Annotated in this window: 22 protein-coding genes; 9 read left to right on the plus strand and 13 right to left on the minus strand. The window is 74.3% G+C overall.

Annotated elements, in window-relative coordinates:
• Positions 1-411, plus strand: a complete 411-nt coding sequence (locus ACFCZN_RS13050) for a DUF779 domain-containing protein (RefSeq protein WP_429762594.1) — start codon at positions 1-3, stop codon at positions 409-411.
• Positions 412-429: 18 nt separating this feature from the next.
• On the opposite strand, the gene ACFCZN_RS13055 is transcribed toward ACFCZN_RS13050, so the two are convergent.
• Complete coding sequence (locus ACFCZN_RS13055; RefSeq protein ID WP_429728096.1) at positions 430-795, minus strand: DoxX family protein; 366 nt, start codon at positions 793-795, stop codon at positions 430-432.
• A gap of 172 nt (positions 796-967) precedes the next feature.
• On the opposite strand from ACFCZN_RS13055, the gene ACFCZN_RS13060 reads away from it, so the two are divergent.
• Positions 968-1,960, plus strand: a complete 993-nt coding sequence (locus ACFCZN_RS13060; protein WP_430557060.1) for a hypothetical protein — start codon at positions 968-970, stop codon at positions 1,958-1,960.
• Between the two features lie 2 nt (positions 1,961-1,962).
• Here ACFCZN_RS13060 and ACFCZN_RS13065 read toward each other — a convergent pair whose 3' ends face one another.
• Entirely contained in the window at positions 1,963-2,442 is a 480-nt protein-coding gene (locus ACFCZN_RS13065; RefSeq protein WP_429762592.1) for an HNH endonuclease, read from the minus strand.
• A gap of 146 nt (positions 2,443-2,588) precedes the next feature.
• Between ACFCZN_RS13065 and ACFCZN_RS13070 the strand changes: the two genes are divergently transcribed.
• Both ACFCZN_RS13070 and ACFCZN_RS13075 read left to right on the plus strand, forming a co-directional pair.
• Complete coding sequence (locus ACFCZN_RS13070; RefSeq protein ID WP_430557061.1) at positions 2,589-3,248, plus strand: dihydrofolate reductase family protein; 660 nt, start codon at positions 2,589-2,591, stop codon at positions 3,246-3,248.
• 97 nt (positions 3,249-3,345) lie between these two features.
• The gene (locus tag ACFCZN_RS13075; protein ID WP_430557062.1) at positions 3,346-4,503 is read left to right on the plus strand and encodes a glycosyltransferase; all 1,158 of its coding nucleotides are present in this window, start codon (positions 3,346-3,348) and stop codon (positions 4,501-4,503) included.
• A 20-nt stretch (positions 4,504-4,523) separates the two neighbouring features.
• On the opposite strand, the gene ACFCZN_RS13080 is transcribed toward ACFCZN_RS13075, so the two are convergent.
• From ACFCZN_RS13080 to aceA, 4 genes are all read right to left on the minus strand, one after another.
• Entirely contained in the window at positions 4,524-4,946 is a 423-nt protein-coding gene (locus tag ACFCZN_RS13080; RefSeq protein WP_430557063.1) for a hypothetical protein, read from the minus strand.
• Between the two features lie 76 nt (positions 4,947-5,022).
• Entirely contained in the window at positions 5,023-5,949 is a 927-nt protein-coding gene (locus tag ACFCZN_RS13085) for a DinB family protein (RefSeq protein WP_430557064.1), read from the minus strand.
• A gap of 88 nt (positions 5,950-6,037) precedes the next feature.
• Complete coding sequence (aceB, locus tag ACFCZN_RS13090) at positions 6,038-7,759, minus strand: malate synthase A (RefSeq protein ID WP_430557065.1); 1,722 nt, start codon at positions 7,757-7,759, stop codon at positions 6,038-6,040.
• A 159-nt stretch (positions 7,760-7,918) separates the two neighbouring features.
• Positions 7,919-9,232, minus strand: a complete 1,314-nt coding sequence (gene aceA / locus ACFCZN_RS13095) for an isocitrate lyase (protein ID WP_429762586.1) — start codon at positions 9,230-9,232, stop codon at positions 7,919-7,921.
• Positions 9,233-9,382: 150 nt separating this feature from the next.
• On the opposite strand from aceA, the gene ACFCZN_RS13100 reads away from it, so the two are divergent.
• The gene (locus ACFCZN_RS13100) at positions 9,383-10,894 is read left to right on the plus strand and encodes a helix-turn-helix domain-containing protein (protein ID WP_429762585.1); all 1,512 of its coding nucleotides are present in this window, start codon (positions 9,383-9,385) and stop codon (positions 10,892-10,894) included.
• 9 nt (positions 10,895-10,903) lie between these two features.
• On the opposite strand, the gene ACFCZN_RS13105 is transcribed toward ACFCZN_RS13100, so the two are convergent.
• Positions 10,904-11,587: a TetR/AcrR family transcriptional regulator gene (locus ACFCZN_RS13105; RefSeq protein WP_430557066.1), complete on the minus strand. Its 684-nt coding sequence runs from the start codon at positions 11,585-11,587 to the stop codon at positions 10,904-10,906.
• 128 nt (positions 11,588-11,715) lie between these two features.
• Between ACFCZN_RS13105 and ACFCZN_RS13110 the strand changes: the two genes are divergently transcribed.
• Positions 11,716-13,140, plus strand: a complete 1,425-nt coding sequence (locus ACFCZN_RS13110; protein WP_430557067.1) for an MFS transporter — start codon at positions 11,716-11,718, stop codon at positions 13,138-13,140.
• Between the two features lie 21 nt (positions 13,141-13,161).
• On the opposite strand, the gene ACFCZN_RS13115 is transcribed toward ACFCZN_RS13110, so the two are convergent.
• From ACFCZN_RS13115 to ACFCZN_RS13130, 4 genes are read right to left on the minus strand one after another with little or no spacing between them, the layout of a single operon-like run.
• The gene (locus ACFCZN_RS13115; RefSeq protein ID WP_430557068.1) at positions 13,162-13,827 is read right to left on the minus strand and encodes a 3-oxoacid CoA-transferase subunit B; all 666 of its coding nucleotides are present in this window, start codon (positions 13,825-13,827) and stop codon (positions 13,162-13,164) included.
• Positions 13,828-13,830: 3 nt separating this feature from the next.
• Positions 13,831-14,637, minus strand: coding sequence for a CoA transferase subunit A (locus ACFCZN_RS13120; protein WP_430557069.1), 807 nt, complete (start codon positions 14,635-14,637; stop codon positions 13,831-13,833).
• Positions 14,634-15,413, minus strand: a complete 780-nt coding sequence (locus tag ACFCZN_RS13125) for a 3-hydroxybutyrate dehydrogenase (protein ID WP_430557070.1) — start codon at positions 15,411-15,413, stop codon at positions 14,634-14,636. The genes ACFCZN_RS13120 and ACFCZN_RS13125 overlap by 4 nt, the downstream gene beginning before the upstream one ends.
• Positions 15,410-16,792, minus strand: a complete 1,383-nt coding sequence (locus tag ACFCZN_RS13130) for an MFS transporter (RefSeq protein WP_430557071.1) — start codon at positions 16,790-16,792, stop codon at positions 15,410-15,412. The genes ACFCZN_RS13125 and ACFCZN_RS13130 overlap by 4 nt, the downstream gene beginning before the upstream one ends.
• Before the next feature lie 148 nt (positions 16,793-16,940).
• Here ACFCZN_RS13130 and ACFCZN_RS13135 point away from each other — a divergent pair, with 148 nt between their 5' ends.
• Positions 16,941-17,858, plus strand: coding sequence for a LysR family transcriptional regulator (locus tag ACFCZN_RS13135; RefSeq protein ID WP_429762577.1), 918 nt, complete (start codon positions 16,941-16,943; stop codon positions 17,856-17,858).
• A gap of 96 nt (positions 17,859-17,954) precedes the next feature.
• Positions 17,955-18,722 carry a DedA family protein gene (locus ACFCZN_RS13140; RefSeq protein ID WP_429762576.1) on the plus strand — a complete coding sequence of 256 codons (768 nt, stop codon included), beginning with the start codon at positions 17,955-17,957 and terminating at the stop codon, positions 18,720-18,722.
• On the opposite strand, the gene nhaA is transcribed toward ACFCZN_RS13140, so the two are convergent.
• Both nhaA and ACFCZN_RS13150 read right to left on the minus strand, forming a co-directional pair.
• Entirely contained in the window at positions 18,688-19,983 is a 1,296-nt protein-coding gene (nhaA, locus tag ACFCZN_RS13145) for a Na+/H+ antiporter NhaA (protein ID WP_429762575.1), read from the minus strand. The two genes, ACFCZN_RS13140 and nhaA, sit on opposite strands and share 35 nt — an antisense overlap.
• A 124-nt stretch (positions 19,984-20,107) precedes the next feature.
• Positions 20,108-20,692, minus strand: coding sequence for a DUF1697 domain-containing protein (locus ACFCZN_RS13150; RefSeq protein WP_429762574.1), 585 nt, complete (start codon positions 20,690-20,692; stop codon positions 20,108-20,110).
• 345 nt (positions 20,693-21,037) lie between these two features.
• Here ACFCZN_RS13150 and ACFCZN_RS13155 point away from each other — a divergent pair, with 345 nt between their 5' ends.
• Positions 21,038-22,321, plus strand: a complete 1,284-nt coding sequence (locus ACFCZN_RS13155) for a PhoH family protein (protein WP_430557108.1) — start codon at positions 21,038-21,040, stop codon at positions 22,319-22,321.
• Positions 22,322-22,342 lie beyond the last annotated feature (21 nt).

A 22,342-nucleotide genomic window follows, 5' to 3' on the forward strand; every position in this document is an offset into this window, starting at 1 on the left:
ATGACCGACGACACGATCTCCCGTGTCGCCGTGACGGACGCCGCGGCCGGGCTCCTCGCCCGGCTGCGGCGCCAGCACGGCGAGCTGATGTTCCACCAGTCCGGCGGCTGCTGCGACGGGTCCAGCCCGATGTGCTACCCGGACGGCGACTTCCTGCTGGGCGACGCCGACGTGCACCTGGGCGACCTGCGCCTCGTCGACGGGCCGGACGACGCACCCGGCGCGACGGGGGAGGCGTTCACCGTCGCGGTGTGGATGAGTCGCGCCCAGTTCGAGTACTGGCAGCACACGCACCTGACGATCGACGTCGTGCCCGGCCGTGGCGCCGGCTTCAGCGTCGAGGCGCCTGAGGGCGTGCGGTTCCTCATCCGCTCGCGGCTGCTCACCGACTCGGAGTGGGCCGGGGCCTGACGGGCGTCGTCGGCCAGGTCACCAGCCGGCGAACCGCCCGACGGCGACGAACGCGGCGGCCAGCAGCAGGAGCACGTTGACCCACAGCTGCGCGAGCTCGCGGCGGCGCACGTGCACCGAGATCGCCAGCGCCTGCAGCACGACGAGGCAGGTCGCCGCGGTCGGGGTCAGCCATGGCTGGACGTCGGTGGCGAGCGGGAGGATCAGGCCCAGCGCGCCCGCGATCTCCGCCAGGCCGATGAGCCGCACCACGACGACCGGGAAGTCCTCCACCCACCCCATGGACGCGCGCAGGCGCTCGCGGCTGCGGGTCAGCTTGACGAAGCCCACCGCCAGGTAGAGCAGGGCCAGCAGCCCGGCGGCGACCCACAGTCCGATGTTCATCCGTGCCTCCTCGCGGCAGAAGCTCGTCGGCGGGGCGGCGGCGGTGCCTGGTGTCGTGCACGGTGCGGAGCGGCGACGCCGTCGTGCCTGCTCGGAACCTAGCGCGGGGACGTCGCGACCGGAACGACCTCGCCCGTGGTGTCGGAGGGTCGGCGCCCGATATGTTCTCCCGGTGACCCGAGAGACCCTCCCCTCCCTGTCGGCGCTGCCCGCGTGGCTCGTGCCGTCCGTGTACCTCCACTGGTCGGCCGACTGGCTGACGGAGTCCGTCGCGATCGCGACCCGCTCGCCGGAGCACCGGCTGCCGGCCGGCCCGGACGGCCCGCAGCGGGGCGACGTCGTCGTCACCGTGCTCGGCGACGCCGGTGTGGTCGCCGCCGTCGAGCTCATGGGCGCCAGCGACGGCGAGAGCTGGGTCAGCGACGACCTCTTCGGCCCGGACCGCCCGATCGTGTGGGCCGACCTGTTCGAGGGCGCCGACACCTACACGGGTACGTCCGGCTGGCTGCCGCCCGAGCACGCCCGGCTCGTGCTCGACGGCGTCGCGGAGCAGTTCCGCGGCGGCCCCGTGCACACGCTGGACCCGGGTGACTGCGGCGCCGGCGCCACCGCGCCCGACGTGCACGCCCTGCGCATCCTGGGCCACCGCGCCGTGACGGGCTGGTCGATGCGCCGCGAGGAGCGCTGCGCCACCTGCGAGCGGTTCGTCGACGTGCACCGCATGCAGGCCCACGACGACGGCGCGGTCCGCCTCGGCACCACCACCGCGGGCGGGCGCACCCTCGAGCAGCTCGTGCGCGACGTGCACCTGCTGTGCGGCCAGTGCCACGACCTGCTGCACGCGCACACCGTGGCGTCGCAGCGCGCGCGGATGCGCCCCCAGTGCCCGGGCTGCGGAGCGCGCGGCAAGACCAAGCGGATCGTGTGGGGCATGACGTTCCAGGACGACGTGATGAACGCCGAGCCGGACGTCGTCTACGGCGGCTTCGAGGTGCCCGTGCCCACGCCCGAGTGGTACTGCACCGAGTGCCACGCGAACTTCGCGAGCAGCGTCATCGCGTCGCGCGCGCTCACGCCGGCGGACCGGAGCGGCGCGAACGCCCTGCCGGCGACCGGGTCGCTCACCGTGGTGCCCGACCTTCCGGAGGACGAGCCCGCGGCCTGAGCTCAGGCCGCGGCCGGCGCGGTGGCGCGCCGTCGCCGGCGCACGAGCCCGTGCTCCGCGGGCGGGACGAACGGTGCGAGCAGCAGCGGCATGCCGGCCTCCAGCGGGGTGCGGTCGGCCTTGCGCCCGTTGCACGTCTCGCACGCGGCGACGAGGTTGAGCCACGACGAGTCGCCGCCACGGGAGCGGGGGACCACGTGGTCGACCGTCTCCGCGGGGCCGCCGCAGTAGGCGCACGCGCCGTCCCGGCGCTTCACGCCGTCCTTGGTGACCGCCGGCCGGCCCGCGCTGCGGTACCGCCAGCGCATCGCGACGTACCGCACCAGGCGCAGCACGCGGGGCATCGGGTAGGGGCCGAAGCGGTGGCCCTCTACCGCCTCCTCGACGACCGCGACCTCGCGGACGAGCATCGTGATGGCGTGCTTGACCGACACGCGGTGCAGGGGCTCGTAGCCCGCGTTGAGCACCAGGACGTCGGCCACGGCCTCGCTCCCTCCAGCTCGTCCGTCCGGCGGATCCGGTAGCGTGTGTGAATCCGGTCACAGCATGCTGCCGAGGTGAAAATATGCCGCCGAGGCGCGGAAGTCCAGGGCAAAGGTCGGCCGGGCGGTCGATGACGGAGGATGCCATGCGGCTGAGCGTCAACATCTTCACCTCGCTCGACGGTGTGGTGCAGGGCCCCGGAGGGCCCGAGGAGGACACCCGCGGCGGCTTCACCGAGGGCGGCTGGTTCGTGCCGTTCACCACGGACCCGGTGTTCGGGGACGTCGTGGACGGGTGGTTCGCGGACGTCGACGCCTTCCTGCTCGGCCGCACCACCTACGACATGTTCTGGGCGTCGTGGGGGCAGGTCACCGACCCGGACGACGCGCTCGCCGCGCGCATCGACGCCGGCCCGCGCTACGTCGTCTCCTCGACCCTGCGCGACCCGGAGTGGGCCGGGACCACCGTGATCGACCCCGCCGACCTGGCCGCCCGGGTGCAGGCGCTCAAGGACGGCCCGGACGGCGAGCTGCAGGTGCACGGCAGCGCGCGCCTCGCGAGCACGCTGCACGACCTGGGGCTCGTGGACGTCTGGCGCCTCGTCGTCGCGCCCGTCGTCGTCGGCTCCGGCGCACGCCTGTTCGACGACGGCGCCGCCCCCTCCGGCTTCGACGTCACGCGGTCGCGGCTCGGCGAGAGCGGGCTGGTGTTCCTGGACCTCGAGCCGCGCGAGCTGCGGCACGGCACCGCCGACGTCGTCGACGGCGCGCAGTCGGTGCGCGTCGACCCGGGATCGATTGGCTAGAAGCCGGCCGGGCTAGGGTCGGCCGGGCGAGGTCGTCAGCGCCAGGTGGGGATCCTCCTCGCGGACGGGCACACCACGCGCGACCTACCCTCGAAGGATGCGGGTGCTGTTCGCGACCACGGGCGGCCAGGGCCACTTCCGGCCGATGGTGCCCCTCGCCCGCGCGGTCGCCGACTCCGGCCGCGAGGTGCGCGTCGCCGCGCCCGCCTCCTTCGCGGAGCACGTCGCGACGACCGGTCTGCGACACGAACCGTTCGACGACGCGGACCCCGTTGCGCTGGGAGCCGTCTTCGCCGCGCTGCCGAGCCTGTCGCGGCAGGAGGCGAACGCGCGGGTGATGACGGAGGTCTTCGGCCGCCTCGACCCCGTCGCGGCGCTGCCGGCGGTGACCGGCCTCCTGGCCGCGTGGCGCCCCGACGTCGTGGTCCGCGAGCCCGCGGAGGTGGCCTCCCTCGTCGCCGCGGAGGCGGCAGGGGTCCCGCACGTCCAGGTGGCGATCGGGCTGTGCTCGCTGATCAGGACGTTCGTCGACGAGCTGACCGGTCCGCTGGCCGAGCTCGCGGCCCGGGAGGGCGTCGAGGCCGACCTCGCCGCAGCGGCGGCGGCCGAGCCCGTGTTCACCAGCGTGCCGCCATCGTTCGACGACGATCGCGAGGGTGACGGCGTCGCGCCCGTGCGCTACCGGATCCCGGCGCCGCGCACGCAGGCCCCGCCGTTGCCTGCGTGGGGAGATCCTGACGCCCCGCTCGTCTACGTCTCCTTCGGCACGGTCGCCGCGGCGCAGGGGGTGTTCGACAGCACCTACTCCGCCGCCGTCGACGCCCTGGCCGGGGTGGAGGCCCGGGCCCTGGTGACGGTCGGCGCTCACGGCGACCCGGAGGCCTGGGCCCCGTGGCCGCCCAACGTGCGCGTCGAGCGCTGGTGGCCGCAGGAGGCGGTGATGCCGCTCGCGGCGGCGATGGTCGGGCACGGCGGTTTCGGCACCACGACGCTCGCGCTCGGGGCGGGCGTCCCGCAGGTGGTCGTCCCGCTGTTCGCGTCGGACCAGTGGATCAACGCCCGCCGGGTCGCCGAGGTGCGGGCGGGGCTCGCCGTCGAGTCGGGCCCGGGGCTCGTCGCCCGGCTCGGGGACGCGGTGCGCGCCGTCCTGCACGAGCCGCGCTACAGGTCCGCGGCACGGGGGATGGCCGAGGAGATGGGTCGGCTCCCGGCGCCGCGCGCCGTCGTCGGAGACCTGCTCGCGCACGCCCGGTGAGCGGCCGACGGGGCCGGCCCTCACGCGTCGTCCAGCGCCAGCGGCCGTACCTGCCCGCCGGCGGCGACGAAGAACCCGCGCAGCCGCACGCGCTGGGCGTCGGCCTGCTCGCGCAGGTCGCGGTTCCAGGCGCGGTCGTCGGCCGTGAGCGTGGCGTCGCCGGGCCGCTCGAGCACGACGACGGCGCTGCCGCCGGGCGCCTCGTCGTCGACGACGCCGCGCAGCACGGTGCCCAGGCCGACGAGAGCGGCGGGGTCGGGCCGGCGGGGCACGTCGTCGATGGGCAGCGCGAGCCCGAGGAGCCGGTCGTCGGCGTCGAGCCAGGTGACGGTGAGCGTGCGCCGTCGTGGGTGGACGCCGCCCGCGAGGAAGTGGGCGAGCTCCAGCAGCTCGGCGTCGTCGGCGACCTCGTCGCCCGGGCGGAACGGGGTGATGGTGTCCATGCGCCGTCACCCTGCCGCACCCGAGCCGCCGTCCGCCGGCGTTATCCACAGGCCGCTGCCCCGCGCTGCTCGGCAGTCAGGGGGTGAGGACCTCCGCGAGCTCGGCCCGGCCCAGGAAGTCCGCCCAGCCGGCCGGCGTCGTCCCGAAGCGTCCGTCGACGGCGCTGGGATCGGCGCCGTGGTCGAGCAGCAGCCGGGCGTCGTCCGGGGTGCCGGTGGTCGCCGCGTAGTGCAGGGCCGTGGAGCCGTCGTCGGCCGCGACGGTGACCGGGAAGCCGCGCGCCGCGAGCGACCGCACCGCGTCCCAGCGGCCGAGCCCCGCCAGCTCGACGACCAGCGTCGGGTGCCGGTCGGCCAGGTCGCCCAGGCCGCCGTCGAGCCGGAGCATCCGCTCGAGATCGGCCGGGCTGCCCCCGAGCGCCGTCGCGACGACGGGGTCGCGGCGCTCGCGCTGCGCGCGGTAGAGGTCGCGCAGCAGGCAGATCTCGGCGCCGTGCGCCATCGCCTCGCGGTTGAGGTGCACGACGAGCGCCGCGAGCGAGTCGCTCGCGTAGGGACCGCCGCGTGGCCCGAGCGGCTCGGCGAGCGCGTCGTCGTCGAGCCGCGAGAGGTGGTCGCGCCACAGCTCGTAGCCCTCGCGCAGCAGGTCGAGCCCGCCGGCGGCCGTGAGGGGCAGGGGCTCCGGCCAGTGCCGCGCGTCGAACATGTCGGCGTCGGTGGGGGCGGTCGTCGGCCCGAAGAGCGCGCGGCCGCGCTTGCCCCAGACGTCGCGGCCCAGGTGCGCGGCGCGCCACGCGATCGTCGTCACCGGCGGCACGGGCGGGTCCACCGGCGTCAGCTCGATCCGGACCGTGCCGTCGTCGTCGCGCCGCAGGCTCCACGCCCCGTCGACCGGCTCCCAGAGGTACTCGTCGTCGGTCAGCCCCTGCAGCCGCGGCCACAGGTGGGCGTCCCAGTAGAACTCGACCTGGCCGAGCAGGAGCGTGCGCAGGGTCGTCGTCATCCTCCGATCCTGCCCTGGAGGCGGTCGCCGAGCATGCAGCTGCGCACGTTCTCACGACTGAGAACGTGCGCAGTTGCATGCTCCGCGCTCAGCCGGCGAGGTAGCGGGCGTACGCGCCGGTCGTGAGGAACGGCGGGAACTCCTCGCCCAGCGCCACCTCGCGGAACAGGGCCGCGGCGTCCTCGAAGCGGTCGCCGGCGGACCGCGGGAGGCCGCGCAGGACGTCGCGCAGCACAGCCTCGCAGCGCACGCGGGTGATGGGCAGGCCGTCGTCCGTCGTCGTGCCGGACGCGACCCACTGCCACACCTGCGACCGGGAGATCTCGGCGGTGGCCGCGTCCTCCATGAGGTGGTCGATCGCCGCCGCGCCGGTGCCGCGCAGCCACGACTCGATGTAGCGCAGCCCCACGGACACGTTCGTCCGGAGCCCGGCCGCCGTGACGGTGGCGCCCCCGCGCCGCGCCGACGCGACGTCGAGCAGCTCCGCCTGGCCCACCACGACGTCGTCGCGCAGGCGGGCGACCTGGTTCTCGCGCTCGCCGAGCACCTCGTCGAACGCGCCGCGTGCCACCTCGACCAGGTCGGGGTGGGCCACCCATGTGCCGTCGAAGCCGTCGTGGGCCTCGCGCGTCTTGTCGGCCCACACCTGCTCGACGGCGCGCTCGGTCACCTCGGGGGAGCGGCGGTCGGGGATGAAGGCGCTCATGCCGCCGATGGCGTGCGCCCCGCGCTTGTGGCACGTGGCGACGAGCAGCTCGGTGTACGCCCGCATGAACGGCGCGGTCATCGTGACCTGCGCGCGGTCCGGCAGCACGTACGACGACCCCCGCTTCCGGAAGCATTTGATCACGCTGAACAGGTAGTCCCAGCGGCCGGCGTTGAGGCCGGCGCAGTGGTCGCGCAGCTCGTAGAGGATCTCCTCCATCTCGAAGGCGGCGGGCAGCGTCTCGATGAGGACCGTCGCGCGGATCGTGCCCCGCGGGATGCCGAGCGCGTCCTGGGCCGCCTCGAACACCTCGTTCCACAGCCGCGCCTCGCGGTACCCCTCGAGCTTCGGCAGGTAGAAGTACGGTCCGCGCCCGCGGGAGACCAGCTCGTGGGCGTTGTGGAACAGGTACAGGCCGAAGTCGACCAGCGACCCCGACGCCGGCTGCGTCGACCCGTCGGGGCCGGTGTACGCCAGGTGCGACTCGAACAGGTGCCACCCGCGGGGCCGGAACACGATGGTCGGAAGCTCGGTGAGGTCCGTCGACCGGAGCGCGTACTCCTTGCCCGCCGGGTTGGTGAACCTCAGCGTGCCGCGGATCGCGTCGTGCAGGGCGAGCTGCCCCTCCACGACGTTGCGCCACGTCGGGGACTGCGCGTCCTCGGCGTCGGCCAGCCAGCACCGGGCGCCCGAGTTGAGCGCGTTGATCGTCATCTTCGGGTCCGTCGGGCCCGTGATCTCCACGCGGCGGTCGCTCAGCCCCGGAGCCCCGGCCGCGCCCGCCACCCGCCAGGACGGGTCGTCGCGCACGGGCCGGGTGGCGGGGTGGAAGTCCGGGTCCTCGCCGTCGGCGACGCTCCGCATCCGCCGCTGCCGCTCCAGCAGCAGCGCGGTGCGGTCGTCGGCGAACCGGTCGTGCAGCATCGCCAGGAACGCCAGCGCCTCCGGGGTGAGGATCTCCTCGTCGCGCGCCTCCAGCGGGGCGGTGACGGTGAGGTGCCCCTCCGCGAGCGACGTCCCGCCCCAGACGAACGGGTCGGGCGCCGTGTCGGCGAGAGGCGTCGCCGTGGTCTGGCTGGTGGTGGGGGGAGCGAGCGTGGTCATGACGTGCCTCCGGGCGGGTCGTCGGCGAGATAGAGAGGGGGATCCGCCGAGATAGAGAGCCTGGATCGCCGAGATAGAGAGGGGCGGGCGACGAGATAGATCGAACTCTCTATCTCGGCGATGCGCCCTCTCTATCTCGCCGGGCTCTCTGTCTCGCGGTCAGAACTGTGCGGCCTCGGTGGAGCCCGCGAGCGCGAGGGTGGCGGCGTCGGGGTTGAGCGCCGTTGACACGCGGTCGAAGTAGCCGGTGCCGACCTCGCGCTGGTGCTTGGTCGCGGTGTAACCGCGCTCCTCGGCGGCGAATTCGGCCTCCTGCAGCCGCACGTAGGCGGACATCTGCTCGCGGGCGTAGCCGTGGGCGAGGTCGAACATCGAGTAGTTGAGGGCGTGGAAGCCGGCCAGGGTGATGAACTGGAAGCGGAAGCCCATGGCGCCCAGCTCGCGCTGGAACCTCGCGATCGTGTCGTCGTCCAGGTGCTTCTTCCAGTTGAACGACGGCGAGCAGTTGTACGCCAGCATCTGGTCCGGGAAGTCGGCCTTGACGGCCTCCGCGAACGTCCGCGCGAGCTCGAGGTCCGGGGTGCCGGTCTCCATCCAGATGAGGTCGGCGTACGGGGCGTAGGCCTTGGCCCGCGCGATGCACGGCTCGACGCCGTTGCGCACCTCGTAGAAGCCCTCGCCCGTGCGACCGCCGGTGAGGAACGGACGGTCGCGCTCGTCGACGTCGGACGTGATCAGCGTGGCTGCCTCGGCGTCGGTGCGGGCGATGACGACGCTCGGCACGTCGGAGACGTCGGCCGCGAGGCGTGCCGCGTTGAGGGTGCGCACGTGCTGCTGGGTGGGGATGAGCACCTTGCCGCCCAGGTGGCCGCACTTCTTCTCGCTCGCGAGCTGGTCCTCCCAGTGCACGCCCGCGGCGCCCGACGCGATCATCGACCGCATCAGCTCGTACGCGTTGAGCGGGCCGCCGAAGCCGGCCTCGGCGTCCGCGACGATCGGGGCGAGCCAGTCGCGCGTCGGGGCGCCGTTCTCGGAGACGTCGATCTGGTCGGCGCGCAGCAGCGCGTTGTTGATGCGGCGCACGACGGCGGGCACGGAGTTCGCCGGGTAGAGGGACTGGTCGGGGTAGGTCTGGCCCGCGAGGTTCGCGTCGCCGGCCACCTGCCAGCCCGAGAGGTAGATGGCCTGGAGACCGGCCTTCACCTGCTGCACGGCCTGGTTGCCGGTCAGCGCGCCGAGCGCGTTGATGAAGTCCTCCTCGTGCAGCTGGCGCCACAGCCGCTCGGCGCCGCGGCGGGCCAGGGTGAACTCCTCGCCGACCGACCCGCGCAGCGCGACGACGTCCTCCGCGGTGTAGTCACGGCTGATGCCGTCCCAGCGCGGGTCGGCGGCCCACTGCTCGGCGAGCTGTGCGGCCGTCTGGGCCTGGTCGCCGGCGCGGGTGGTGCTGCGGGAGTCGAGGATGGCGGTCATGTCGAGCCTCTTTCGTGTGTCTCGGTCGTCGGTGGCGGTGCCGATGACCACGACCCTCGCGCGCCCCGCCACCCCGCGGCCAGGAAATCTGAGGAGAAATTCCGGCGTTCTTCTCCTGGACGGAAGGTGTGGCACGTGTCACCCTCGAGCATGGCCATCTCGACCGATTCCGCGCCCGGTACCCGGGACGACGCCACGCTGCCGCGCGGCATCCCCATCAGCCAGGAGGCGGACGCCCTCACGATCGGCCGCCGCATCCGGCACCTGCGCACCCGCCGCGGCATGACCCTGGAGCAGCTCGGAGAGGCCATCGGACGTGCGCCGTCGCAGGTCTCCATGCTCGAGAACGGCAAGCGCGAACCCACGATCGCGCGCCTGCAGGCCGTGGCCCGCGCCCTCGGCGCCACGGTCGAGGACCTGCTCTCGGCCGAGCCGCCGTCGCACCGCGACGCCCTGGAGATCGAGCTGGAGCGCGTGCAAAGGGGCTCGCTCTTCTCCGCGCTGGGTGTGCGCCCTGTGAAGGTGGGCAAGTCCCTCCCGTCGGACGCGCTCGAGGCGATCGTCGGGCTGCAGCGCGAGCTGGAGCGGCTGCACTCCGAGCGCGCGCTGACACCCGAGGAGGCGCGCCGGGCCAACACCGAGCTGCGCGCGGACATGCGCGCGCAGGACAACTACTTCCCCGACCTGGAGATCGTCGCGCGCGGGCTGCTCGACGACGTCGGGCACGGGCGAGGACCGCTGCCGCAGCGCGCGGTGGGGGAGCTCGCCGCCCACCTCGGCTTCTCGATCCACTACGAGCCGGACCTGCCGCAGTCCACGCGCGCCGTCATCGACCAGCTCCACCGCCGGGTCTACCTGCCGAGCAACGGGATCCGCGGCCGGTCCGAGGCGCGCTCGGCGGTGCTCCAGGCCCTCGCCTCGCACGTGCTGGAGCACGCAGAGCCGCGCGACTACCGCGAGTTCCTGCGCCAGCGCGTCGAGGCCAACTACCTGTGCGCGGCGCTGCTGGTGCCGGAGCGGGAGGCGGTCAAGCAGCTGCGCGAGGCCAAGGAGCGGCGGTCGATCTCGCTGGAGGACCTGCGCGACGCGTTCGCCGTCTCCTACGAGACGGTGGCCCACCGCTTCACGAACCTGGCGACCCGGCACCTGGGCATCCCGGTGCACTTCATGAAGGTCCACGAGTCGGGGTCGATCCACAAGGCGTACGAGAACGACGGCGTGCGGTTCCCCGCCGACCCGCTGGGCACCGTGGAGGGGCAGCACGTGTGTCGCCACTGGACCGCCCGCGTGGTGTTCGGCATCGCCGACCGGCTCAGCCCGTACTACCAGTACACCGACACCCCGACCGGCACGTACTGGTGCACCTCGCGCGTGCAGGACACGCCCGACGGGCGGTTCTCCGTGAGTGTCGGCGTGCCGTACGCGCAGGTCAAGTGGTTCCTGGGCCGGGAGACGACGGCGCGCAGCACGTCGCGCTGCCCCGACGAGAGCTGCTGCCGGCGGCCGGCCGAGCCGCTCGCCCGCCGCTGGGTCGGGCACGCGTTCCCGAGCGCCCGCCCGCACGCCTCGATGCTCGCGGCCATGCCGTCGGGTGCGTTCCCCGGCGTCGACACCACCGAGGTCTACGAGTTCCTGGAGCGGCACGCACCGGCAGACGCATGACGCCTGTGCTCAGTCGTGCCAGGCGCCGACCCACTCGTCCCAGCTCGGGCCGTCGCCGAGCCCGACGTCGTCGCGCGCCCCTGCCCGCAGGCCGGCCAGGACGAGCCGGAGGTAGCGCAGGTGCAGGGCGTCCGCCTCGGCGCGGGGGAAGGGGAGCGTCGGGCGCAGGTGCAGCAGCAGCTGCATGACGTCGGCGGTGGTGAAGCCCTCGGGCAGCAGGCCCGCCGCGCGGTCGTGCGCGATCAGCCGCCCGAGCCCCGCGTGCAGCTCGGCGGTGGCGGCCGCGAGGTCCTTCGGCAGCGGGCCGGTCGCACCCGTCGGGCGCAGGATCGGGCCGCTGGCGCCCGTGATCTGCCGTGCCAGGAACGCCCCCACCGCGCCGTCGCCCGCCTGCTCCGGAGCCGTCGCCGCGAACTCGTCGGCGACCTCGGCGGCGAGGCGGGCGGCCTCGCGCACGCCGTGCACGCGCAGCGCCTCCACCAGCGCCTCCTTGGTGGGGTAGCGGCGGTACACCGAGCCGACGCCGACGCCGGCGTGGCGCGCGACGTCGGCCATGGACGCGCCGTGCCCCTGGGCCGCGAACACCTCGCGGGCGGCGGCCAGCACCGCCGTGTCGTTGGCGCGGGCCTCTCGCTTCCGGCCGGGCAGCGGCCGGTCGGCGCGCTCGTCGGCGGGGACGTCGGGGGAGGGCATGGGCACACGGTAGCCCGCGACACGGTGCTAGGGTGAATCGGAACGGTGATTCCGTTCCGATTCGTCTTCCCGCCCGTCGGCCCGCGCGACGAGGCGCAGCCACCCTCACCACGAGAGCGAGCCCACCCGTGCCTCCGACCCGCCCTGCCCCCGACCATGCCCCCGATCTGCCGACCGAGGGCACCGTCGTCCGCCACCCCGGCCGCGCGACCTTCGCGCTGAGCGCCGCCGTCCTGGCGTTCTCGCTGATGCAGACGCTCGTCGTGCCCGCCCTGCCGACGCTGGGCCGGGAGCTCGGCGCCACCGCCCAGGGGACCGGCTGGATCCTCACGGCGTTCCTGCTCGCCGGGGCGGTCTTCGCGCCCGTCGTCGGCAACCTCGGCGACCGGTTCGGCCACCGCCGCGTGCTGCTCGGCACCGTCGTCGTGTTCGCAGCGGCGACGCTCCTGGCGGCCGCCGCACCGACGCTCGGCGTGCTGCTCGTGGCGCGCGTGGTGCAGGGCGTGAGCACCGCGACGTTCCCGCTCGCGCTGGCGATCGCCCGGTCCGCGCTGGCGGGGCCGCGGCTCGCGGCCGCGTTCGGCTGGATCCCCGGCATGATCGGCCTCGGCGCGGGCGCGGCCCTCGTGGTGGGCGGCGTGGTCGTCGACGCCCTGGGCTGGCGTTGGCTGTTCGTCCTGGGCGCCGTGCTGATCCTCGGTTCGGGCGCGCTCGTCGCGGCCTGGGTGCCGCGCGGTGGCGCGCCCGCCGTGCAGCGCCGGACGGACTGGCCCGGCATCGCTCTGCTGGCGGGCGGCCTCGTGGGCGTGCTGCTCGCCGTCTCGCAGGGCGGCTCGTGGGGCTGGACCTCGGCGCGGACGGTCGTCGTCGGCGTGGCCGGCCTCGTGCTGCTCGCCGGGCTCGTCCTCGTCGAGCGGCGCACGGACGCGCCCGTGGTCGACGTGCGCACCTTCCGCCACGGGCCGATCGTGCTCGTCAGCCTGCTGACGGTGGCCGTGGGCTTCGTGCCCTACGTCTGCTACGTCGCCCTGCCGCTGCTCATGCAGGCGCCCGCCGGCACCGGGTACGGCCACGGGATGAGCGTGACGGTGTCCGGCCTGGCGATGCTCCCCAGCGCCGTCCTCGTCTTCCTCGGCGGGCGCGCGACACCGGCGCTCGTCCGCCGGGTCGGCCCTGGCGGCACGGGGGCTGTCGCGGCGGCCGTGATGCTCCTCGGCGCGGTGGGGCTGGCGCTGTGGCCGGCGACGCCGTGGGCGGTCGTGGTGGCCTTCTCCGTGCTCGGCCTCGGCAACGGGATCGGGTACGCGATCTGCGCCCAGCTCGTCGTCTCCTGGTCGCCGCCCACCGAGACCGGCGCCGCGACCGGGCTGAACAGCGTGGTGCGGACCGTCGGCTCGGCGGCAGCGGCGCCCGTCGTCACCGCGCTCCTCGCGGCCGGCACGGCCGACCCCGCCGCCGCCTACTCCTCCGCGTTCTGGGTCGCGGCGGCGGCGAGCGTCGTCGGCGTGCTGGTCGCCCTCGCCCTCGCGGTCCGTTCCCGCCGGGCCGCCTGAGGTCGTCCGGCGGGCCGGCGGTCACGCGACGGCCGCGTCGGCGTCCCGGCGGTCGAGGGCGAGCGTGACGGGCGCGCCGGTCGCCGCCACGACGTCGTCGACGGCGACGCCCGGCGCCAGCTCGCGGAGCACGAAGCCGTCGGGCGTGACGTCGAGCACCGCGAGGTCGGTGATGACGCGGTGCACCACGCCTCGCCCCGTGAGGGGGAGCGTGCACTCCGGCAGGAGCTTGGGGGACCCGTCCTTGGCGGAGTGCTCCATGAGCACGATCACGCGCCGCGCGCCGTGCACCAGGTCCATCGCGCCGCCCGGCCCCTTGACCGTCTTGCCGGGGATCATCCAGTTGGCGAGGTCGCCGGCGGCGCTGACCTGCATGCCGCCGAGGACGGCCGCGTCGATCTTGCCCCCGCGGATCATGCCGAAGCTGGTCGCCGAGTCGAACACGGAGGCGCCGGGCAGCAGCGTGACCGTCTCCTTGCCGGCGTTGATCAGGTCAGGGTCCACGTCGGCGTCGGAGGGATAGGGGCCGACGCCGAGCAGGCCGTTCTCGGACTGGAGCACGAGGTGACGGCCGGCGGGCACGTGGTTCGGCACGAGCGTCGGCAGCCCGATGCCCAGGTTCACGTACCAGCCGTCGGCCAGCTCCGCCGCCGCGCGCGCGGCCATCTCGTCGCGGGTGAGCGGCACGGCTCAGCCCTCCTTCGTCGTCGCGGTCGGCATGGCGGTCGCCGGTGTCGTGGTGCGCTTCTCGATCCGCTTCTCGCCGCCGGGCACGTGCACCACGCGGTGCACGAAGACGCCGGGCAGGTGCACGTCGTCGGGGTCGATCTCGCCCGGCTCGAGGAGCTCCTCGACCTGGGCCACGCACACCCGGCCCGCCATGGCGGCGAGCGGTGAGAAGTTCCGGGCCGAGCGGTGGAACACGAGGTTGCCGTGCCGGTCGCCCCTCGCCGCGTGCACGAGGGCGTAGTCGGTCGTGATCGCCTCCTCGAGCACGAAGTCGGCGCTCGTGCCGTCCGCGGCCGTGAAGGCGCGGACCTCCTTGCGCGGCGAGGCGACGGCGACGCCGCCGGCGCCGTCGTACCGCCGCGGCAGGCCGCCGTCGGCCACCTGCGTGCCGACGCCGGTCCGCGTCCAGAACGCCGCGATCCCGGAACCGCCCGCGCGCAGCTGCTCGGCGAGCGTGCCCTGCGGCGTGAGGACCAGCTCGAGCTCGCCCGCCAGGAACTGCCGCTCGAACTCCCTGTTCTCGCCCACGTACGAGCTGGTCATCCGGCGGATGCGCCCGGCGCCCAGCAGCAGGCCCAGGCCCCAGTCGTCGACGCCGCAGTTGTTGCTCACCACGGACAGGCCCGTGGTGCCGCGGGCGAGGAGCGCCTCGATCAGCGCGACCGGGTTGCCGGACAGCCCGAAGCCGCCGACGGCGAGCGAGGCGCCGTCGGGGACGTCCGCGACGGCGTCGGCCGCCGTCGCGACGGTCTTGTCGAGACCGGTCATCGTGCGCTCCATCCGCCGTCGATCGTCCACGAGGCGCCGGTGACCATCGAGGCGTCCGGCCCGGTGAGCCACCCGACCAGCGACGCGACCTCCTCCGGCTCCACCAGGCGTTTCACGGCCGGCTCGGCGAGCATCACCTGCGCCAGCACGTCCGCCTCGGAGATGCCGTGCACGGCGGCCTGGTCGGCGACCTGCTTCTCGACGAGCGGCGTGCGCACGTAGCCCGGGTTCACGCAGACGCTGGTGACCCCGTGCGGCCCGCCCTCGAGCGCCACCGTCTTGGACAGGCCCTCGAGCCCGTGCTTCGCGGACACGTACGCCGACTTGAACGGCGACGCGACGAGCCCGTGCACGGACGAGACGTTGACGACCCGCCCCCAGCCGCGGGCGTACATGTGGGGAAGCGCCGCCCGCACCAGCAGGAACGGCGCCTCGAGCATGAGGCGGTGGACGAGCCGGAAGTCGTCGGGCGCGAAGTCCTCGACCGGGCTGACCCGCTGGACGCCGGCGTTGTTCACGAGCACGTCGACGTCGAGCCGCAGGTCGTCGAGGGCGCGGGTGTCGGCGAGGTCGACGACCCACGCCTCGCCGCCGAGCTCGTCGGCGAGACGCTTCGCGCCGTCGGGCTCCACGTCCGCGACGACCACGTGGGCGCCGCGCGCGGCCAGCTCGCGAGCGCAGGCCGCGCCGATGCCGGACGCGCCGCCGGTGACCAGGGCCCGGCGCCCGGCGAGCGCCGGCCCGCCGGGCGCCGGGCGAGCGGTACGGCCCGTCATGCGACCGCCCCGGCGGCGGCGCGGTCGCGGGCGTCGAGGTCGCGCAGGGAGATGCCACGGGTCTCGCGCATGCTCAGCACGGCCACGGTCGTGATCGCGCCGGCCACCAGCAGGTACACGGCGGTGGGCCACCACGAGCCGGTGGTCTTGAGCCAGGTCGTGGCAAGGATCGGGGCCAGGGAGCCCGCCACGATCGACGTCACCTGGTACGAGATGGACACCCCCGAGTACCGCATCCGGGTCGGGAACATCTCGGCCATGATGGCCGGCTGCCCGGCGTACATGAGGGCGTGGAACAGCAGGCCCACCATGATGACCACCAGCGCCACGACCGTGCTCCTCGTGCCGAACGCGGGGAACGCCCACAGGCCCCAGGTGCCGCCGAGGACCGCCCCCGCGAGGTACACCGGCTTGCGCCCGAGTCGGTCGGCCAGGCGCCCGACCCAGAGGATCACGACGAAGTGGAACGCGTGCGCGATCGCGATGACGCCGAGGATCGACGCCGTGTCCATGCCCAGCCCGGTGCCGAGGTAGACGATCGAGAAGCTCACCACCAGGTAGTACATGATGTTCTCCGCGAACCGCAGGCCCATGCCGGTGAGCACGCCGCGGGGGTACCGCCGGACGACGTCGCGGACGCCGTAGCCCGACGTCTTGCCCTCCTCGAGCTCGGCCTTCGCCTCCTCGAAGATCGGCGCGTCCGTGATGGTCGTGCGGATCCAGTAGCCGACGAGCACGACGACGGCCGACAGCCAGAAGGCGACGCGCCAGCCCCACGAGAGGAACGCGGCGTCGGACAGCGTGGTGGACATGACCCACAGCACGGCGGTGGCGAGCAGGTTGCCCACCGGGACGGCGGCCTGCGGCCATGCGGCCCACCGGGCACGGCTGCTGTCGGGCGCGTGCTCCGCCACGAGCAGGACGGCGCCGCCCCACTCGCCGCCCAGCGCGATGCCCTGCACGAAGCGCAGCAGCACGAGGAGCGCCGGCGCGGCGAGACCGATCGCGTCGTAGCTCGGCAGGCAGCCCATGAGCACGGTCGCGGCGCCGATCATCATGATCGTCACCTGCAGGGTGTGCTTGCGGCCCAGCTTGTCGCCGAGGTGGCCGAAGATCACGCCGCCCAGCGGGCGGGCGAGGAAGCCGATCGCGTACGTGACGAAGGCGGCGATGATGCCGTCGTACTCGTTGCCCATGGCGGGCATCAGCACCTTGTCGAAGACGAGCGCCGCGGCGGTCGCGTAGAGGAAGAAGTCGTACCACTCGACGACCGTGCCGGCCATCGAGGCGGACACGATCCTGGTGAGCAGCGAATGGTCGCTGCCGTCGCCCGTGCCGTGCGTCGCGCCGTCCGGCGCCGTGTTCTGGCCCGCGGCCATGGTTCCTCCGTGTCGTCGTTGACACCGTGGCGGTCGCCACCTGACGCCGAGGATGCTGCCGGGCGCAGACGTGTGCGCGCAACGACCAACCGAGCACGCGTGGTGTGCACGGATGCAGATCGGGCGCGGCGGGCAGTAGGGTGCCGGCGTGCCGACGACGCCGCCCTCGCCCGACCAGCTCCTCGTGCTGCTCGAGGTCGCCCGCACCGGCCGGTACACGACCGCGGCCGAGGTGCTCGGCGTCAACCACACGACCGTCGCGCGCAACGTGGCCGCGCTCGAGCGCGCGCTCGGCGGCCGGGTCCTGGTGCGCGGCGCCGACGGCTGGGAGCTCACCGGGCTGGGGGAGCGCGCTGCCCGTGCCGCCGAGGCCGTCGCGGCAGCGGTCGCCGGCCTGGCCGCCCCGGACGGCGAGCCCGACCCGGTCACGGGCGTCGTGCGGATGACGGCGACCGACGGGTTCAGCGCGTACGTCGCGTCGCCGGCCGTGGCCGCGCTGCGCCGCCGCCACCCGGACCTGTCCGTCGAGCTGGTCACCGTCACCCGGCACGCCACGCAGCACCGCTCCGGCGTCGACGTGGAGGTCGTGGTCGGCGAGCCCCAGGTGGGCCGGGCCAAGGCGGCGCGGCTCGGCGACTACGAGCTCGGCATGTACGCCTCGCGGGACTACCTCGCCCGCCGCGGCGTCCCGGCGTCGGCCGCTGACCTGGCGGACCACGGGCTGGTCTACTTCGTGAACTCGATGCTCCAGGTGGACGCCCTCGACGCCCCGCGGCGCCTGGTGCCGGGGATGCGCGACGCGCTCACGTCCACCAACGTCTTCGTGCACGTCGAGGCCACCCGGGCGGGCGCGGGCGTGGGGTTCCTGCCGTGCTTCATGGCCGACCGGCACGCCGACCTGGTGCGGCTGCTCCCGGGCGAGGTGCGCGACCGGCTGCCCTACTGGGCCGTCGTGCACCCGGAGTCCTGGCGCCGGCCCGCCGTCGCCGCGCTGCTGGGGGCGCTGCGCGAGCAGGTGGAGCGCAGCCGCGACCTGCTGCGCGGCAGCCCGGCGCGCGACGCCTGACCCCGGCCCGACCGGGGCGGCTCAGGGTTCCCCCAGGGTCGAACCGGGGGCACACCCCATGGTGGCGGGCGGCCCCGACGCCGGAGGGTGGGAGGCATGATCGACGCGATCGCCTCGCTCTGGGGGCAGCTTGAGAGCACGCTGTTCGCGCTCGTGTCCTCCGCCTGGGCGTTCCCCGCCCTGTTCGGGGCGACCGCGGCAGACGGCTTCTTCCCGCCCGTGCCCGGCGAGACCGTGATCATCATGATGGCGGTGGGCGCCGAGACCGGGCAGGCGGTGAACCTCGCGCTCGTGATCCTCGTCGCGGCCCTCGGCGCCTGGTGCGGCGACCAGATCGCCTACGCCCTCGGCCGCGCGCTCGGCACGTCCCGGGTCCCCTTCCTGCGCGGCCCGCGCGGTCAGCGTGCCGTGGCCTGGGCAGCGCGCTCCTTCGAGCGGCGCGGCGCGTCCGTCGTCCTCGGGGCGCGGTTCGTGCCCGTGGGACGGATGGCGGTCAACGTCACCGCCGGCGCGGTCGGGTTCTCGCGGCGCCGCTTCATGGGGCTGTCGGCCGTCGCGTCCCTCGCGTGGGCGACGTGGTCCGTGCTCCTCGGGGTGGTGGCCGCCCAGCCGCTGGGCGACCACCCGCTGCTCGCCGTCGCCGTCGGGATCGTCGTGGGCACGGTGCTCGGGTTCGTCGTCGACCGGGCCCTCACGGCCTGGGCCGCCCGCGGACGCCGCGCCGCTCCGGCGGCGCGGACGGCACCGCGGGCGGTCGCCGTGGCGCAGCGGGAGCCGGCGCTCGCGGCGGCCAGCGCCCCGCGGATCCCCGCCCGCGGAGCGGCCGCCCTCAGTGCTCCTTGCGGTCCTTCTCGTCCCCGATGAAGTCGGTGACGGCGTCGTCGATGTCGTCACGGTTCATGTCGGAGGTGCGTGCCTGACGGGCGTCCCACCGAAGCATGAGCGCCCCGAGGATTGCGGCGATGACGGAGGCGATGAGGATCGCCGACTTCGCGCCGAGGGTGTGCTCGGACTCGTGGCCGAAGGAGAGCTCCGAGATCAGCAGGGAGACGGTGAACCCGATCCCGGCGAGCAGCGCGACCGGCAGGAGGTCGCGCACGCCGATGCCCTGTGCGAGCCGCAGCGGGGTCACGCGGGTGACGAGCCAGGTGGTGCCGAGCACGCCCAGAAGCTTGCCGACGACCAGCCCGCAGACGATGGCGAGGACCACGGGCTGGCCCAGGATCTCGGCGACGCCGCCACCGTCGCGCAGGTCCACGCCTGCGGCGAAGAACGCGAAGATCGGCAGCGCCAGCCCCTGCGACCAGGGCTTGACCGCGTGCTCGTAGCGCTGCGTGCGGCTGATCTCCTCGCCGTGCGTGGGGCGCGCCGCCACGGTGAAGCCCATGAGCACGCCGGCGACCGTGGCGTGCACCCCGGACGCGTGCATGAAGGCCCAGCCGACGACGAACAGGGGGATCAGCAGCCACCAGCGAGGCTTGCGGGAGCGCACGTACCAGCCGAAGACGGCGATCACGACCAGCGCCGCCGCGAGGTACCCGAACTGCAGGTCGTCCGTGTAGAAGACGGCGATGACGATGATCGCCAGCAGGTCGTCGACGACCGCCAGCGTGAGCAGGAACGTACGGATCGCGACGGGCAGGCCCTTGCCGAAGACGGCGAGCACGGCGAGCGCGAAGGCGATGTCGGTGGCGGTGGGGATCGCCCAGCCCTCCAGCGCCCCGGAGTCGCCCAGCGTGACGACCAGCACCGAGTAGATGATCGCGGGGACCGCCATGCCGCCGACGGCGGCGATCATCGGCACCCCCGCCTCCTTGGGACTGCGGAGGCTGCCCGCGACGAACTCGTGCTTGAGCTCGAGGCCTACCACGAAGAAGAAGATCGCCAGCAGACCGTCTGCAGCCCACGCGGCGACGGTGAGGTCGAGGTGGATGTGCAGCGGACCCAGGTACGCGAACCCGAGGACCGTCTCCGACAGGTCGAGGTACCACTGGCGCCAGCCGGAGTTCGCGAGCACCAGCGCGACGAGCGCGGCGCCGATGAGGAGCGCGCCGCCGGTCGTCTCGCGCGAGACGAAGCGGCTCAGGCGGGCGGGGAAGGACGGCGCGGTGACGTCGGTGCTCATGGGCTCCCTGTCGGGTAGGGGTCGTCGTGGGTCACCGGCGTCCCAGCCGGTGCCACCGACCAGACTTCCCGGCTCACCGCGGGCCAGCCTAACGTCCGTCGGGCCGTCCGCGTGCCGGTGCCCGTCATGAGGCGTCGTGGGCCATCGTCACCAGCCTGGAGAAGGTGTTCCAGTTCCGCGCGGTGGTCCAGGTGCCCGCGGCCCTGTCGACCAGCCCGGGGGTGAGCTTCGACCGGCCGATGCCCGCCACGTAGTCCACGTAGAGCACGCCGTCGACGACGGCGAAGCGTTCGGGCCGCCCCTCGGCGAGCCGCGCGAGGGCATCGGCGTCCACGGGCTCGGGGGAGACGTGCACCTGCACGTGGGACGGGTGGTCGGCCACGGCGTCGGGGAACGGGTCGGCGGCGAGGACGGCGGCCGCGCGCTCCGCCGTCAGCGCGACGACGCGCAGGTCGCCTTCGAGGCGGTCGGCCAGCGCGGCCGCGACGCGCCCGGCGACGTCGCCGTCGTCCGCCGCCCCGACGGCCACGAGGTTGCCGCTGTTGGCGTAGGTCCGGGCGTCGGCCAGGCCCGCCGCGGCGGCGGCCTCGCGCAGGTCGGCGGAGGTCACGCGACGGGAACCGCCGACGTTCACGCCGCGCAGCAGCACGACCCAGGCCGTCGCGTCGTCGCCGGCAGGCGTGGGGGGCGTCGAGGGCTTCGGGGTCACGGCACCATGGTGCTCGCCCTTCCTGCCCGCGTCGCGGCGGGGTCCGGCGCGTGAACGGCGGGTGACAACTTCCCGACCCGCCGACGTGGGGGTGGTGGCGCGAATCACAGCGTCGTAGTTTGGCGGCAGGGACGGTGTCCAGCCGTCCTCGGGGAGGCCAGCCGATGGGGTTCACGCTCCGTGCGGGAGGGCCGGCTCCGGCCCGGCGCCGCACGGCGCCCCCGGGGCGGCCGCCCGTCCACCTGGAGGGAGCTCGCCGTGGCCCGAACTGCACCCGTCCCTGAGCGCGACACCGTCGACGACCCGGACGGCACCACCCCCCGCACGTTCGTCGTCGACACGTCCGTGCTGTTGTCCGACCCGCGGGCGATCCACCGCTTCGCCGAGCACGACGTCGTCCTGCCGGTCGTCGTCATCACGGAGCTGGAGGCCAAGCGGCACCACGCCGAGCTCGGCTACTTCGCGCGCAGCGCGCTGCGGATGCTCGACGAGCTGCGCCTCAAGCACGGCCGTCTCGATGCGCCCATCCCGGTGGGCGAGGCGGGCGGCACGCTGCGGGTGGAGCTCAACCACACCGATCCGCAGGTGCTGCCCGCCGGGTTCCGGCTCGGCGACAACGACACCCGGATCCTCTCGGTCGCGGCGAACCTCGCGGCCGAGGGCTGCGACGTCACCGTGGTCTCCAAGGACCTGCCGATGCGGGTCAAGGCGTCGGCCGTGGGCCTGCGCGCGGAGGAGTACCGCCACGAGCTCGCCGTCGACTCGGGCTGGACGGGGATGCGCGAGATCGACGTCGCCGACGAGCAGGTGGGCACCCTGTACGAGGGCGGCGAGGTGGAGCTGGCCGCCCTGGACCCGGCGGTCGTCGAGGCCGCCTCGCCGCTGCTGTGCCACACCGGGCTGGTGATCCACTCGCCAGGCGGGTCGGCCCTCGGGCGGGTCACGGCCGACAAGACGGTCCGGCTCGTGCGCGGGGACCAGGACGTCTTCGGCGTGCACGGCCGTTCTGCGGAGCAGCGCATCGCCATCGACCTGCTGCTGGACCCGGAGGTCGGGATCCTGTCGCTCGGCGGGCGCGCCGGTACCGGCAAGTCGGCGCTTGCGCTGTGCGCCGGCCTGGAGGCGGTGCTCGAGCGCCGGCAGCACCGCAAGGTGATCGTGTTCCGCCCGTTGTACGCGGTGGGCGGGCAGGAGCTCGGCTACCTGCCCGGATCCGAGTCCGAGAAGATGAATCCCTGGGCGCAGGCGGTCTACGACACGCTCGGCGCGCTCGTCTCGCCCGACGTCGTCGACGAGGTGATCGACCGCGAGATGCTCGAGGTGCTGCCGCTGACCCACATCCGCGGGCGCTCGCTGCACGACGCGTTCGTCATCGTGGACGAGGCCCAGTCCCTCGAGCGGAACGTGCTCCTCACGGTGCTGTCCCGCATCGGGCAGGACTCGCGCGTGGTCCTCACGCACGACGTCGCGCAGCGCGACAACCTGCGGGTCGGCCGGCACGACGGCGTCGCCGCCGTGATCGAGGCGATGAAGGGGCATCCGCTGTTCGCGCACGTGACCCTCACGCGCTCCGAGCGGTCGCCCGTCGCGGCGCTGGTCACCGAGATGCTGGAGTCGCTGGAGATCTGACCCGGCCGCCGGTCGAGCCTG

It is taken from the genome of Isoptericola sp. NPDC056134, from assembly GCF_042264825.1.
Taxonomy (GTDB): Bacteria; Actinomycetota; Actinomycetes; order Actinomycetales; family Cellulomonadaceae; genus Isoptericola; species Isoptericola nanjingensis.